Origin of the sequence: Burkholderia sp. S-53 (assembly GCF_025560745.1) — a bacterium.
GTDB lineage: Bacteria > Pseudomonadota > Gammaproteobacteria > Burkholderiales > Burkholderiaceae > Burkholderia > Burkholderia pyrrocinia.
In genome coordinates, this window is sequence record NZ_CP090483.1 from 1,662,693 (window position 1) to 1,676,716 (window position 14,024).

Consider the following 14,024-nt stretch of genomic DNA (forward strand, 5'->3'; position numbering starts at 1 on the left):
TTTTTTTTGCTGAAACGGTTAGGCATCTCGGGTAGCGCTTCCTGCGCCGGCTAAGGCGCGCGCCCGCGGGTGTAATCGCGAGCGGCGGGCGCGAACACCTGAGAGGACACTGTGCAACTGACGGAACTGATAGAAACCACGGTCACCGGGCTCGGCTACGAGCTGGTGGATCTCGAGCGCACCGGGCGCGGCATGCTTTGCATCTATATCGATCAGCTTGCCGGCATCTCGCTCGAAGATTGCGAAAAGGTCACGCGTCAGCTCCAGCACGTCTTGACGGTCGAAAACATCGATTACGAACGGCTCGAAGTCTCGTCCCCGGGGCTCGACCGCCCGTTGAAGAAGCTGGCCGACTTCGAGCGCTTCGCCGGCAGCGAAGTTTCCGTGACCTTGAAAAAGCCGCTGGACGGGCGCAAGACGTACCGGGGCATTCTGCACGCGCCGAATGGCGAAACGATCGGTTTGGAATTTGAGGGGAAGAAGGGCGAGGCAGCCATGCTGGATTTCACGCTGGCCGATATCGATAAAGCCCGCCTGATTCCGCAAGTTGACTTTAGGAGCCGCAAATAATGAGTCGCGAAGTGTTGATGCTGGTGGATGCGCTGGCGCGCGAGAAAAACGTCGACAAGGATGTGGTGCTGGGCGCCCTCGAGGCTGCGCTCGCGTCCGCTTCCAAGAAGCTGTTCGACGAAGGCGCCGAAATCCGCGTCCATATCGATCGCGAAAGCGGCGAGCACGAAACCTTCCGTCGCTGGCTCGTCGTACCCGATGAGGCTGGCTTGCAGGAGCCGGATCGCGAGATCCTGCTGTTCGAAGCACGTGAGCAGAAGCCCGACGTCGAAGTCGGCGAATATGTCGAGGAACCCGTGCCGTCGATCGAGTTCGGCCGCATCGGCGCGCAGGCCGCGAAGCAGGTGATCCTGCAGAAGGTGCGCGACGCGGAGCGCGAGCAGATCCTGAACGACTACCTCGAGCGCGGCGAAAAGATCATGACGGGTACGGTGAAGCGCCTCGACAAGGGCAACTTCATCGTCGAATCGGGTCGTGTCGAGGCGCTGCTGCGCCGCGACCAGCTGATTCCGAAGGAAAACCTGCGCGTGGGCGACCGCGTGCGTGCGTACATCGCGAAGGTCGACCGCACCGCGCGCGGCCCGCAGATCGAGCTGTCGCGCACGGCGCCCGAGTTCCTGATGAAGCTGTTCGAGATGGAAGTGCCGGAAATCGAGCAGGGCCTGCTCGAGATCAAGGCGGCAGCCCGTGACCCGGGCGTGCGCGCGAAGATCGGCGTCATCGCGTACGACAAGCGGATCGATCCGATCGGCACCTGCGTCGGCATTCGCGGCTCGCGCGTGCAGGCCGTGCGCAACGAGCTCGGTGGCGAAAACATCGACATCGTGCTATGGTCGGAGGATCCCGCCCAGTTCGTGATCGGCGCGCTCGCGCCGGCAGCTGTCCAGTCGATCGTCGTCGATGAAGAAAAGCACTCGATGGACGTCGTCGTCGACGAGAACGAGCTGGCTGTCGCGATTGGCCGCAGCGGTCAGAACGTTCGCCTTGCCGGCGAACTGACCGGCTGGCAGATCAACATCATGACGCCGGACGAATCCGCCCTGAAGCAGGGTGAAGAGCGCGACCGGCTGCGTGCGCTGTTCATGGCGCGTCTCGACGTCGACGAAGAAGTTGCCGACATCCTGATCGACGAAGGCTTCACGAGCCTCGAAGAGATCGCCTACGTGCCGCTCAACGAAATGCTCGAAATCGAAGCGTTCGACGAGGACACCGTGCATGAGTTGCGCAACCGCGCACGCGACGCGTTGCTGACGATGGCCATCGCGAACGAAGAAAAGGTAGAGAACGCAGCGCTGGATTTGAAGAGCCTCGACGGCATCACGCCGGAGTTGCTCGCGAAGCTGGCCGAACACGGCGTGCAGACGCGGGACGATCTCGCCGAGCTCGCAGTGGATGAACTGGTCGATCTGACCGGAATGGAAGAGGATGCCGCTAAGGCGTTGATCATGAAAGCACGTGAACACTGGTTCCAGTGAGAAATGACCATGGCGCACTGATTTGATGGCGGCCGTATGGCCTGACCCGATGCTAACCGCAAGGAATCGGTCCTTGCACTAAGAGGAATGAATGGCGAGTAACAACGTAGCCCAATTTGCCGCGGAACTGAAAATGCCTGCTGGTGTGCTGCTCGAACAGCTGCAGGCAGCGGGCGTCCAGAAAGCGAGTGAAGACGATGCGCTGTCCGAAGCGGACAAGGCGCGTCTGCTCGATCATTTGCGCAAGTCGCACGGCGCAACCGACGGCGACAAGCGCAAGATCACGCTGACCCGCAAGCATACGTCGGAGATCAAGCAATCTGACGCGACGGGCAAGGCTCGCACCATTCAGGTCGAGGTCCGCAAGAAGCGCACGTTCGTCAAGCGCGACGACGTGAGCGACGGTGCGGAACAGGGTCAGGCGCAGGTCGCCGAAGCGGACGACGATGCAGAACTGAAGCGTCGCGAGGAAGAAGCGCGCCGCGAGGCCGAGCTGCTCGAGAAGCAGGCGCAGGAACTGCGCGAGCGCCAGGAGCGCCTCGAACGCGAGGAAGCCGAACGCCGCGCCCGCGAGGAAGCGGCTGAAGCCGAGCGCCGTCGCGCCGAGGAAGAAGCTGCGGCGAAGCGTGCGGCGGCCGAAGCCGCTGCGGCGCAGCAGCAGCAGGCGGCAGCGCAGCAGGCCGCCGCGGCCGAGCCGGAAGCACCGAGTGCGCAGTCCGCGCAGGACGAAGCGCGCGCGGCCGCTGAAGCTCGCGCGGCTGCCGAACGTGCGGCGCAGCGCGAAGCGGCGAAGAAGGCCGAGGATGCTGCCCGCGAGGCGGCGGACAAGGCGCGCGCCGAGCAGGAAGAGATCAGCAAGCGCCGTGCGGCCGCCGAGGCCGAAGCGCGCGCGATCCGCGAAATGATGAACACGCCGCGCAAGGCCGTGGTCAAGGCAGTCGAGCCGCCGAAGCCGGTCGAGCCGCCGAAGCCGGCTGAAGCGAAGGGCACGCTGCACAAGCCGGCGAAGCCCGAAGGTGCGCAGGCGCGTCCGGCGGTGAAGAAGCCGGCCGGCGCTGCAGCACCGGCAACGACGCAGGCCCCGGCAGGCGCGGGCGATCGCAACAAGAAGCCGGGCGCAGGCAAGGGCGGCTGGCAGGACGACGCGGCGAAGCGCCGCGGCATCAAGACGCGCGGCGATTCGAGCGGCGGCGTCGACCGCGGCTGGCGCGGCGGCCCGAAGGGTCGCGGCCGTCACCAGGACAGCGCATCGTCGTTCCAGGCGCCGACCGAACCGATCGTGCGTGAAGTGCACGTGCCGGAAACCGTGTCGGTTGCCGATCTCGCGCACAAGATGTCGATCAAGGCCTCGGAAGTCATCAAGGTGATGATGAAGATGGGCCAGATGGTCACGATCAACCAGGTGCTGGACCAGGAAACGGCGATGATCGTCGTCGAGGAACTGGGCCACCGCGCGGTTGCCGCGAAGCTGGACGATCCGGAAGCGCTGCTCGTCGAAGGCGAGACGACCACCGATGCGGAGCAACTGCCGCGTCCGCCGGTCGTCACGGTGATGGGTCACGTCGACCACGGCAAGACCTCGCTGCTCGACCACATCCGCCGCGCGAAGGTTGCCGCAGGCGAAGCGGGCGGCATTACGCAGCACATCGGTGCGTATCACGTCGATACGCCGCGCGGCGTCATCACGTTCCTCGATACGCCGGGTCACGAGGCGTTCACGGCAATGCGTGCACGCGGCGCGAAGGCGACCGACATCGTGGTGCTGGTGGTGGCGGCCGACGACGGCGTGATGCCGCAGACGAAGGAAGCAATTGCCCACGCGAAGGCGGGTGGCGTGCCGATCGTCGTCGCGATCAACAAGATCGACAAGCCGGAAGCGAATCCGGATCGCGTCAAGCAGGAACTGGTCACGGAAGGCGTCGTGCCGGAAGAATACGGTGGCGATTCGCCGTTCGTGCCGGTGTCGGCTAAGACGGGTGCGGGCATCGACGATCTGCTCGAGAACGTGCTGCTGCAGGCCGAAGTGCTGGAACTGAAGGCACCGGTCGAAGCACCGGCCAAGGGTATCGTGATCGAAGCGAAGCTCGACAAGGGCAAGGGCCCGGTCGCGACGATCCTCGTGCAGTCCGGTACGCTGAATCGTGGCGATATCGTGCTCGCGGGCTCGGCCTACGGCCGCGTGCGCGCGATGCTCGACGAGAACGGCAAGCCGACGAAGGAAGCCGGCCCGTCGATCCCGGTCGAAATCCAGGGTCTGTCGGAAGTGCCGGGCGCGGGCGAGGAAGTGATCGTGCTGCCGGACGAGCGCAAGGCACGTGAAATCGCGCTGTTCCGTCAGGGCAAGTTCCGTGACGTGAAGCTCGCGAAGCAGCAGGCCGCGAAGCTTGAAAGCATGCTCGAGCAGATGGGCGAAGGCGAAGTTCAGAACCTGCCGCTTATCGTCAAGGCCGACGTGCAGGGTTCGCAGGAAGCACTCGTGCAGTCGCTGCTCAAGCTGTCGACCGACGAAGTGCGCGTGCAGATCGTGCACGGCGCGGTGGGTGGCATCAGCGAAAACGACGTCAACCTTGCAACGGCATCGAAGGCAGTCATCATCGGCTTCAACACGCGTGCGGATGCGCAGGCGCGCAAGCTCGCGGAAGCCAATGGCGTCGACATCCGTTACTACAACATCATCTATGACGCAGTGGATGAGGTGAAGGCGGCGATGTCGGGCATGCTGGCACCGGAGAAGCGCGAAGTCATCACCGGTACGGTCGAGGTGCGCCAGGTGTTCAAGGTGCCGAAGATCGGCGCGGTCGCAGGCTGTATGGTCACGGACGGTATCGTCAAGCGCTCGTCGTCGGTTCGCGTGCTGCGCAACAACGTCGTGATCTTCACGGGCGAGCTCGAATCGCTGAAGCGCTTCAAGGACGACGTGAAGGAAGTCAAGCAAGGCTTCGAGTGCGGCATGTCGGTGAAGAACTTCAACGACATCGTGGAAGGCGACCAGTTCGAAGTCTTCGAAGTGACCGAAGTCGCGCGTACGCTGTAATCGTCGCGTATCGGCTCATGGGCGGGGCAGGCTTGGGCTTGTCCCGCCCATTTTTCATGGCGGCCCGCCAAAAGGCGGCCGCATTATCCTGATAAACGAATCAGGGATCGATCATGTCCAGGAAACGTACTTCCCCCAATCGCAACGTTCAGATCGCCGACCAGATTCAGCGCGATCTGTCCGAACTCATCATGCGCGAGGTCAAAGACCCGCGCATTGGCATCGTGACCATCCAGAGCGTGGAACTCACGCCGGACTACGCGCATGCGAAGGTCTACTTCACGGCGCTCACCGGCGATCCGGAAAAGACGCAGGAGGCGCTGAACCATGCGTCGGGCCACCTGCACAACCTGCTGTTCAAGCGCCTGCACATTCATACGGTGCCGACGCTGCATTTCCACTACGACCAGACGATCGAGAAGGCCGTGGAGATGTCGCGCCTGATCAAGGAAGCGAACTCGACGCGTGCGAAGGACGACGACGAGGCCGACGTGCCCGCCAAGGACGATTGAGCTCGACCGGCCTATGACGAATGCAGCATCCCAACGTCCGCGCGTGCCCCGGCGCGCGCTGGACGGCGTTCTCCTGCTCGACAAGCCGGTCGGCCTGTCGAGCAACGACGCGCTGATTCGCGCGAAGCGGCTGCTTCTCGCGAAGAAAGCCGGCCACACCGGCACGCTCGATCCGCTGGCTTCAGGCTTGCTGCCGCTGTGTTTCGGCGAGGCGACGAAGTTTTCGCAGGATCTGCTCGAGGCCGACAAGACCTACGAAGCGACGATGCGTCTCGGCCTGCGCACGACCACTGGCGACGCGGAAGGCGAAGTGATCGACACGCGGCCGGTCGAATGCGACCGCGCAGCGGTGGAAGCCGCGCTCGTGCGTTTCACCGGCGAGATCGTGCAGGTGCCGCCGATGTATTCGGCGCTCAAGCGCGACGGCAAGCCGCTGTACGAATATGCGCGTGCGGGCCAGACCGTCGAGCGCGAAGGCCGCAACGTGACGATCCATGCGCTGGACCTGCTCGCCTGCGACCTGCCCGACGTGACGTTTCGCGTGACCTGCAGCAAGGGTACGTATGTGCGCACGCTGGCGGAGGATATCGGCGAGGCGCTCGGCTGCGGTGCGCACCTGACGATGCTGCGCCGCACGGGCGTCGGCGCGCTGACGCTCGAGCATGCGGTGACGCTCGATGCGCTGTCGGACGCCGACGAATCTGCGCGCGATGCGTGGCTTCAGCCGGTCGATGCATTGTTGTCGACGTTTCCGTCGGTTCGTCTCGACGACGCGTGCGCGAAGCGGTTCCTGCACGGCCAGCGCCTGCCACTGTCGGAGCTCGGGCCGATCGATGCGGCCGACGGCGAGCGCGTGCGCGTCTACGACGAGACGCGGCTGCTCGGCGTGGCGCGCAAGGCAAATGGCGTGCTTGCACCGGAGCGGCTCGTCGTGACGGCAGCCTGACGCAGCGGCGCGAGCGCGCCGTCGGAGCAAGAAAAAGCCCGGTCGATTTCGACCGGGCTTTTTGATTGGCGCGCGGTGGCGCGGTGTCGGGCGGCGTTCAGTGTGCCGCCGACGCCGCCGCACCGGCATCGCCGCCGCCCGCGCGTTCGGGCTTCGTGATCCAGATCAGCGCAATCAGCAGCACGAAGATCGCCGCCGAGATGTAGAACAGGTCGTTCACGCCGAGCTGCGCGGCCTGCTGCGTGGCCAGGTTGTTGATCAGGCCATGCGCCTGGTCCTGCGTCAGCCCGAGATTGCCCATCTGCGTGACGGCCTGGTTGAACGTCGGGTTGTAGACGTTCGTCTGCTCGACCAGCTGCGCGTGGTGGAAGTTGTTGCGATGATCCCACGCAGTCTGGAAGATCGACGTGCCGATGCCGCCGCACATGATCCGCACGAAGTTCGACAGCCCGGACGCCGCCGGAATGCGGTGGCCGGGGAGGCCGGACAGCGTGATCGACACGAGCGGAATGAAGAAGCCGGCCATCGCGACACCCTGCACGAGCGTCGGCAGCGTGAGCGACCACTCGTCGACGCCCGTCGTGTAGCCCGATCGCATCCAGAAGCACAGCGCGAATATGAGAAACGCGGCGGTCGCGATGTAGCGCGGGTCGGTGCGCGGCAGGAACTTGCCGGTCAGCGGCGACAGCAGGATCGCGAACAGCCCGACCGGCGCCATCACGAGGCCGGCGTCGGTCGCCGTGTAGCCGATCTGGGTCTGCAGCCACAGCGGCAGCAGCACGAGGTTGCCGAAGTAGAGCCCGTAACCGACCGCCAGCGCGATCGTGCCGCCCGTGAAGTTGCGCCGGCGGAACAGCGACAAGTCGACCACGGGGTGCTCGGCGGTCAGTTCCCAGATCACGAAGAACGCGAACGAGATGATGGCAATCAACGCGAGCGCGACGATCGTCGTCGATGCGAACCAGTCCAGATCCTTGCCCTTGTCGAGCATGATCTGCAGCGAGCCGACCCACAGCACGAGCAGCGCGAGGCCGACGCCGTCGATCGGCGCGCGGCGCACCGTCGATTCGCGCGTGCGATAGATCGACCACGTGGCGAGCGCGGCGGCGATGCCGACCGGGATGTTCACGTAGAAGATCCACGGCCACGAGTAGTTGTCCGAGATCCAGCCGCCGAGGATCGGGCCTGCGACCGGCGCGATCAGCGTCGTCATCGACCATAGCGCGAGGGCCATCGGCGCCTTCGCGCGCGGATAGCTCGACAGCAGCAGCGATTGCGACAACGGAATCATCGGCCCCGCGACCGCACCCTGGAGGACACGCGACGCGAGCAGGAACGGCAGGCTCGGCGCGAGCCCGCACATCCACGACGAGATGACGAACAGGATGATCGACGCGAGGAACAGGCGGACCTGCCCGAAACGGTCGGTCAGCCAGCCCGTCAGCGGCACCGAGATCGCGTTCGCGACTGCGAACGACGTGATGACCCACGTGCCCTGGTCGGACGACACGCCGAGGTCGCCCGAGATGGTCGGGATCGCGACGTTCGCGATGGACGTGTCGAGCACGTTCATGAACACCGCGAGCGACACGGCGATCGTCCCGAGCACGAGTTTCCCGCCCTGCAAGGGCGGGTAGGAGACAGGAGCTTGTGCCATGTCGGTTGTTTTTCCGGAGTCGGAGCGGTTACATCATCTTCGCAGCGCTGCCTTGCTTCGCCGCGACCGGCGCCGACGCATTGCCGCCTGCGTTCTCGGCGATGATGCGCGCGATTTCGGCGTCGGCTTCGTCGCCGTACTTCGCGAACACGCTGGTCTCGTAGACGGTGTTCGGTGCGTTGACGAGCTGGTTGCCGCGTTCGTCCTTGATGTCCACGTCGACCTGCATCGACAGGCCGATGCGAAGCGGATGCTTGTCGAGATCCTTCGGATCGAGTTCGATACGCACCGGCAGGCGCTGCACGACCTTGATCCAGTTGCCGGTCGCGTTCTGCGCCGGCAGCAGCGAGAACGCCGACCCCGTGCCGGCCGAGAAACCGACGACCTTGCCGTGGTATACGGCCGACGAGCCGTAGATGTCGGCCGTCAGTTCGACCGGCTGGCCGATGCGCATGTGCTTGAGCTGGACTTCCTTGAAGTTCGCGTCGACCCACACGGCATTCAGCGGCACCACCGACATCAGCGGCGTGCCCGGCGACACGCGCTGGCCGACCTGCACCGAGCGCTTCGCGACATAGCCGGTGACCGGCGCGGGCAGCACGTTACGCGCATTCGCGAGGTAGGCGTCGCGAACCTTCGCCGCTGCGGCCAGCACGTTCGGGTGCGATGCGATCGTCGTGTTCGCGGTCAGTGCGCGGTTCGATGCGAGCTGCTGCTGCGCGCCATCGAGCGACGCCTGCGCGGCCTTCACGGCATCACGTGCATGCGAGATTTCTTCCTGCGACACGGCGCCCGTCTGCGCGACGGCCATGCGGCGGCGCAGGTCGTCGTCGGCCTTCGACAGGTCGGACTGGCGCAGCGCGACCTGCGCGCGGTACTGGTCGTCGTTGACGAACAGGCCGCGCACCTGGCGCACCGTCTGCGCGAGGTTGGCTTCCGCCTGCTGCAGCGCGACCTGTGAATCGGCCGGGTCGAGCACGACCAGCGGGTCGCCGGCCTTGACCGTCTGCGTATCGTCGGCCTTCACGGCGATCACGGTACCGGTGACCTGCGGCGTGATCTGCACGACGTTGCCGTTCACGTACGCATCGTCGGTCCCTTCATGGAAGCGGGCGACGAGGAAGTAGTACAGGCCGTACGCGATGGCCGCGATCACGATGACCGCGACGAGCAGCGTCATCATCCGTTTGCGCTTCCCGTTGTTCTGCGACTGTGCGCTGGCGGCGTTTTGTTGAGGGTCGCTCATGGCGATTTTCTCCGTCCGTTATTTCGAGTGTCTGCGTAGTGGTGGCGCCAAATCAGTTGGCGGCCTGTTTGGTCGGCTTGTCGGCGTCGGGTGCGGCGAGTGGCGTGCCGGTCGCGTCGAATCCGCCGCCCAGCGCCTTGATCAGCGCGAGCTGCATGTCGCGGCGGCGCATCTTCAGGTTGGTCACCGTCTGCTCCGAGGCAAGGCGGTTGCTGTCCGCGGTCAGCACCTGCAGTTGCGGCGACAGGCCGGCCTTGTAACGGATCACGGCGAGATCGTAGGCGCGCGTCGATGCGTCGAGCGCGCGTTGCGCGTCGCCCATCTGGCGATCGACCGCGCGGATCGACGCGACCTGCGTCGCGACGTCGTTCAGCGCGCTGATCAGCGTCTGGTTGTAGTTCGCCACCGACAGGTCGAAGTCCGCGTAGCGGCCCTTGAGCTGGGCGCGCAGCGCGCCGCCGTCGAAGATCGGCAGGTGGATCGCCGGGCCGAACTGCGCCTGGCGGCTCGCGAAGTTCAGGAATTTGCCCCAGCCGAACGCATCGAAGCCGAAGCCGGCCGCGAGGTTCACGTCGGGGTAGAACTCGGCCTTCGCTTCCTTCACGTCGTGCATCGCGGCCTCGACCTGCCAGCGCGCGGCGACGATGTCGGGGCGGCGCGAGACGAGATCGGCCGGCAGGTTGCCGGGCAGTGCGACCTCGCCGCTCGGGTTCATCACGGGCGCCGCGATCTGCAGCCCGCGATCCGGGCCCTTGCCGAGCAGTGCGGCGAGCTGGTAGCGCACCGACGTGATCTGGCCGTCGAGATCCGACAGCGAAGCCTGGGTCGTCGCGATATTGCCGCGGGCCGTCTGACGTTCGACATTGGTGTCGAGGCCGGCCGATACGCGGCCGTCGGTGATCTTGCCGACCGTCTGGCGATTGGTGATCTCGCGTTGCGCGATGTCGCGCAGTGCATAGAGCTGCGCGAGCGAGTTATAGGTACGCGCGACCGACGACGCGAGCGTGATGCGCGCCTGCTGCATGTCGGCTTCGGCGGCCTTTTCCTGCGACACGGCGGTGTGCAGGCGTTCGCGGTTCTTGCCCCACAGGTCGAGTTCCCACGACGCGCTCGCAAGCGCGTTGTTCTCGCTGTACCACTGGCCGCCGAACGGGGGCGGGAACAGTGCGTTCGACGAATACAGCTCGCGCGTCCACGAATAGCTGGCCTCGGCCTTCGGCAGGAGGTTCGAGCGCGACGATTCGATGTACGACGATGCCTTCGCGATGCGCGCCTGGGCCTGCGCGATCGACGGATTGCCCTGGAGGGCTTCGTCGATCAGCTTCGGCAATTGCGGATCGCCGAACTGGTTGGCCCAGTCGAGCGCCGGCCACTGGCCGCCCTGGGCCGGCAGGCTTTGTGCGGATTCGAATTGCGACGCAGGGGCGATCTGCTTGTCGCTCTTGATGCCGATGTAATTTGCGCAGCCCGCCAGCGCCAGTGCGGCGACCGCCGCGGCGACGGCGGCGCGGCACGACCCGGCGCGCGCGGACAACGGGGAGGATTTCATCGCGCTGACCCCTGACTCGGAATGAATGATGGACACTGCAAGGATTTCCTTACATTAATCTGTCAAAAGTAATTGTTATGGCAACTATTACGAGATGCTGCCGCCGGCCGTCTCGCAATAGTTGCTGAGAATGCGGCGCAGCATGCTCTTCAGGAACCCGACTTCCTCCGGCGTAAACCCGCCGAGCAGCTCGTCGAGCACGCTGCGGAATATCGGCGGCAGCCGCTCGGCCAGCGCGCGGCCTTCGTCGGTCAACTCGAGGCGCACGACCCGCCGATCCTCGATGCTGCGCACGCGGGACAGCAGGCCGCGTTTCTCGACCCGATCGAGCAGGCGCGTGACCGCGCTCGCGTCGATCCCGTATTCGCGCGCGAGCTCGGCGGCCGTCGAGCACTTGCCGACCGCGATCATGAACAGCATGCTCGCCTGCGTGCCCGTGATCCCGAGCTCTTCCTGCGTGCGTTGCGTGACGAGGTTGGTCATCACGGACTTCACGCGCGACATCAGATAACCGACGCTGTCGTTCATCTGATACGACGAAAGCGGCGAAACGGGCGGTTGAGTAGGAGAATCCGACATAAAACCCTGAAGCTGCAATAGTTGACTAGGCAGCAGTATAGGCACAATTGCTTGCCGCGGCAAATGTTAATCGAACGGCAACGGACGCGCTTCGCGTTGCAAGAATCCCTTATCTCGATAAGGTTTTTCGGTCGCTGGTGACAGGGCCGCCGGCCGATTGGCGCGTTCGCGGAGAGGGCGGCGATACCCGGCTTGCTGCGTCGCAACGTGCCGGCAGCTCTCGACACGCTCACGTGCTATAATTTGTGGCTTTCCAAGCTGCAATGTGCGCGCGCCCGTGAAAAACGAGCGGGCGCGTTTGCGCGTTCAAACGATTTCCAGGTTTCTATGACCCGCGCCCTTCGCAATATCGCCATCATCGCCCACGTCGACCACGGCAAGACCACGCTCGTCGACCAACTGCTCCGCCAGTCCGGCACCTTCCGCGAGAACCAGCAGATTGCGGAGCGGGTGATGGATTCGAACGACATCGAAAAGGAGCGCGGGATCACGATTCTCGCGAAGAACTGCGCGGTCGAGTACGAAGGCACGCACATCAACATCGTCGACACGCCGGGGCACGCGGACTTCGGTGGCGAGGTGGAGCGCGTGCTGTCGATGGTCGACTCGGTGCTGCTGCTCGTCGACGCGGTCGAGGGCCCGATGCCGCAGACGCGCTTCGTCACGAAGAAGGCGCTCGCGCTCGGCCTGAAGCCGATCGTCATCGTCAACAAGATCGATCGTCCGGGCGCGCGGATCGACTGGGTCATCAACCAGACCTTCGACCTGTTCGACAAGCTTGGCGCAACCGAAGAGCAGCTCGACTTCCCGATCGTCTACGCATCGGGCCTGAACGGCTATGCGTCGCTCGACCCGGCTGCGCGCGAGGGCGACATGCGCCCGCTGTTCGAGGCGGTCCTCGAGCACGTGCCGGTCCGCCCGGCCGATCCGGAAGCGCCGCTGCAGCTCCAGATCACGTCGCTCGACTATTCGACGTACGTCGGCCGGATCGGCGTCGGCCGCATCACGCGCGGTCGCATCAAGCCGGGCCAGCCGGTCGTGATGCGCTTCGGCCCGGAAGGCGATGTGCTGAGCCGCAAGATCAACCAGGTGCTGTCGTTCACGGGCCTCGAGCGCGTGCAGGTCGAGTCGGCCGAAGCGGGCGACATCGTGCTGATCAACGGTATTGAAGATGTCGGCATCGGCGCGACGATCTGCGCGGTGGATACGCCGGAAGCGCTGCCGATGATCACCGTCGACGAGCCGACGCTGACGATGAACTTCCTCGTCAACTCGTCGCCGCTCGCCGGTCGCGAAGGCAAGTTCGTGACGAGCCGCCAGATTCGCGACCGCCTGATGAAGGAACTGAACCACAACGTCGCGCTGCGCGTGAAGGACACCGGCGATGAAACGGTGTTCGAAGTGTCTGGGCGCGGCGAACTGCATCTGACGATTCTCGTCGAGAACATGCGCCGCGAAGGCTACGAGCTGGCCGTGTCGCGTCCGCGCGTCGTGATGCAGGAAATCGACGGCGTGAAGAACGAGCCGTACGAGCTGCTGACGGTCGACGTCGAAGACGAGCACCAGGGCGGCGTGATGGAAGAACTTGGTCGCCGCAAGGGCGAAATGCTCGACATGGCGTCGGATGGCCGTGGCCGTACGCGTCTGGAATACCGGATCTCGGCGCGCGGCCTGATCGGCTTCCAGAGCGAATTCCTGACGCTCACGCGCGGTACGGGCCTGATGAGCCACATCTTCGACTCGTACGCACCGGTCAAGGAAGGCTCGGTCTTCGAGCGCCGCAACGGCGTGCTGATCTCGCAGGACGACGGCGCAGCCGTGGCATACGCACTGTGGAAGCTGCAGGATCGCGGCCGCATGTTCGTGAAGCCGGGCGACGCGCTGTATGAGGGCATGATCATCGGCATCCACAGCCGCGACAACGACCTCGTCGTGAACCCGATCAAGGGCAAGCAGCTGACCAACGTGCGCGCGTCGGGTACCGACGAAGCCGTGCGTCTCGTGCCGCCGGTCCAGATGTCGCTGGAATACGCGGTCGAGTTCATCGACGACGACGAGCTCGTCGAAGTGACGCCGCAGTCGATCCGCCTGCGCAAGCGCTTCCTGAAGGAGCACGAGCGTCGCCGCGCGAGCCGCGAAGGCGCGGTCGACTGAGCGTTTCGACCGTTCCCGTGCATCACGGAAAAGGCTGCCTCCGGGCAGCCTTTTTTGCATCCGCGCGATGCGCAATCGGGCCGCCTGCAAAACACTGTTCCCGCGGCTCGTGGCAATCCGGCAAAACCCCGTCACGCGGTGCTTTCAGGCACATTTCGCCGTGAACTCCGGTATCGGTTCTGTGATATGCTGCGCGCACGCAAGTTTTAGGTCCTTCCAAGCAAGACTTGATTCGCAATCCGCTAAACGGTCAGGCCGTGTCGCGGAAGGTTGAGCAACCCGCTATTTCTCGAGAAGCTCGA

At 64.9% G+C, this 14,024-nt stretch carries 10 protein-coding genes; 6 read left to right on the forward strand and 4 right to left on the reverse strand.

The annotated features are described in order from the left end of the window. The first annotated feature begins 111 nt into the window (after positions 1-111). From rimP to truB, 5 genes are all read left to right on the forward strand, one after another. Positions 112-570, forward strand: coding sequence for a ribosome maturation factor RimP (rimP, locus tag LXM88_RS12675; RefSeq protein ID WP_006752291.1), 459 nt, complete (start codon positions 112-114; stop codon positions 568-570). Then, on the forward strand, positions 570-2,045 hold the full coding sequence (gene nusA, locus LXM88_RS12680; protein ID WP_048020756.1) for a transcription termination factor NusA: 1,476 nt from the start codon (positions 570-572) through the stop codon (positions 2,043-2,045). The genes rimP and nusA overlap by 1 nt, the downstream gene beginning before the upstream one ends. A gap of 91 nt (positions 2,046-2,136) precedes the next feature. Then, positions 2,137-5,079: a translation initiation factor IF-2 gene (gene infB / locus LXM88_RS12685; RefSeq protein WP_262542650.1), complete on the forward strand. Its 2,943-nt coding sequence runs from the start codon at positions 2,137-2,139 to the stop codon at positions 5,077-5,079. 113 nt (positions 5,080-5,192) lie between these two features. After that, positions 5,193-5,591 (forward strand): 30S ribosome-binding factor RbfA, encoded by a 399-nt coding sequence (rbfA, locus tag LXM88_RS12690; RefSeq protein ID WP_053525271.1) that lies wholly within the window; start codon positions 5,193-5,195, stop codon positions 5,589-5,591. Between the two features lie 13 nt (positions 5,592-5,604). Further along, positions 5,605-6,537 (forward strand): tRNA pseudouridine(55) synthase TruB, encoded by a 933-nt coding sequence (gene truB / locus LXM88_RS12695; RefSeq protein WP_262542651.1) that lies wholly within the window; start codon positions 5,605-5,607, stop codon positions 6,535-6,537. A 97-nt stretch (positions 6,538-6,634) separates the two neighbouring features. Here the strand turns inward: truB and LXM88_RS12700 are convergent, their stop codons facing one another. The 4 genes from LXM88_RS12700 to LXM88_RS12715 all read right to left on the reverse strand — a co-directional run bounded on the left by LXM88_RS12700 (position 6,635) and on the right by LXM88_RS12715 (position 11,568). Beyond that, entirely contained in the window at positions 6,635-8,194 is a 1,560-nt protein-coding gene (locus tag LXM88_RS12700; protein ID WP_047900522.1) for a DHA2 family efflux MFS transporter permease subunit, read from the reverse strand. A 28-nt stretch (positions 8,195-8,222) separates the two neighbouring features. Then, positions 8,223-9,440, reverse strand: coding sequence for an HlyD family secretion protein (locus LXM88_RS12705; RefSeq protein ID WP_262542652.1), 1,218 nt, complete (start codon positions 9,438-9,440; stop codon positions 8,223-8,225). 52 nt (positions 9,441-9,492) lie between these two features. After that, positions 9,493-10,989 carry an efflux transporter outer membrane subunit gene (locus LXM88_RS12710; protein ID WP_262542653.1) on the reverse strand — a complete coding sequence of 499 codons (1,497 nt, stop codon included), beginning with the start codon at positions 10,987-10,989 and terminating at the stop codon, positions 9,493-9,495. A gap of 87 nt (positions 10,990-11,076) precedes the next feature. Continuing rightward, positions 11,077-11,568 carry a MarR family winged helix-turn-helix transcriptional regulator gene (locus LXM88_RS12715; RefSeq protein ID WP_262542654.1) on the reverse strand — a complete coding sequence of 164 codons (492 nt, stop codon included), beginning with the start codon at positions 11,566-11,568 and terminating at the stop codon, positions 11,077-11,079. A gap of 327 nt (positions 11,569-11,895) precedes the next feature. On the opposite strand from LXM88_RS12715, the gene typA reads away from it, so the two are divergent. Beyond that, positions 11,896-13,722, forward strand: coding sequence for a translational GTPase TypA (gene typA, locus LXM88_RS12720; protein ID WP_262542655.1), 1,827 nt, complete (start codon positions 11,896-11,898; stop codon positions 13,720-13,722). The last annotated feature ends 302 nt before the right edge of the window (positions 13,723-14,024 follow it).

What these genes read in the sequence shown, in the direction of transcription:
- rbfA (WP_053525271.1), top strand. Translation starts at nt 5,193, where the DNA reads ATGTCCAGGAAACGTACTTCCCCCAATCGCAACGTTCAGATCGCCGAC.
- LXM88_RS12700 (WP_047900522.1), bottom strand. Translation starts at nt 8,194, where the DNA reads ATGGCACAAGCTCCTGTCTCCTACCCGCCCTTGCAGGGCGGGAAACTC.
- LXM88_RS12705 (WP_262542652.1), bottom strand. Translation starts at nt 9,440, where the DNA reads ATGAGCGACCCTCAACAAAACGCCGCCAGCGCACAGTCGCAGAACAAC.
- LXM88_RS12715 (WP_262542654.1), bottom strand. Translation starts at nt 11,568, where the DNA reads ATGTCGGATTCTCCTACTCAACCGCCCGTTTCGCCGCTTTCGTCGTAT.
- LXM88_RS12710 (WP_262542653.1), bottom strand. Translation starts at nt 10,989, where the DNA reads ATGAAATCCTCCCCGTTGTCCGCGCGCGCCGGGTCGTGCCGCGCCGCC.
- truB (WP_262542651.1), top strand. Translation starts at nt 5,605, where the DNA reads ATGACGAATGCAGCATCCCAACGTCCGCGCGTGCCCCGGCGCGCGCTG.
- infB (WP_262542650.1), top strand. Translation starts at nt 2,137, where the DNA reads ATGGCGAGTAACAACGTAGCCCAATTTGCCGCGGAACTGAAAATGCCT.
- typA (WP_262542655.1), top strand. Translation starts at nt 11,896, where the DNA reads ATGACCCGCGCCCTTCGCAATATCGCCATCATCGCCCACGTCGACCAC.
- nusA (WP_048020756.1), top strand. Translation starts at nt 570, where the DNA reads ATGAGTCGCGAAGTGTTGATGCTGGTGGATGCGCTGGCGCGCGAGAAA.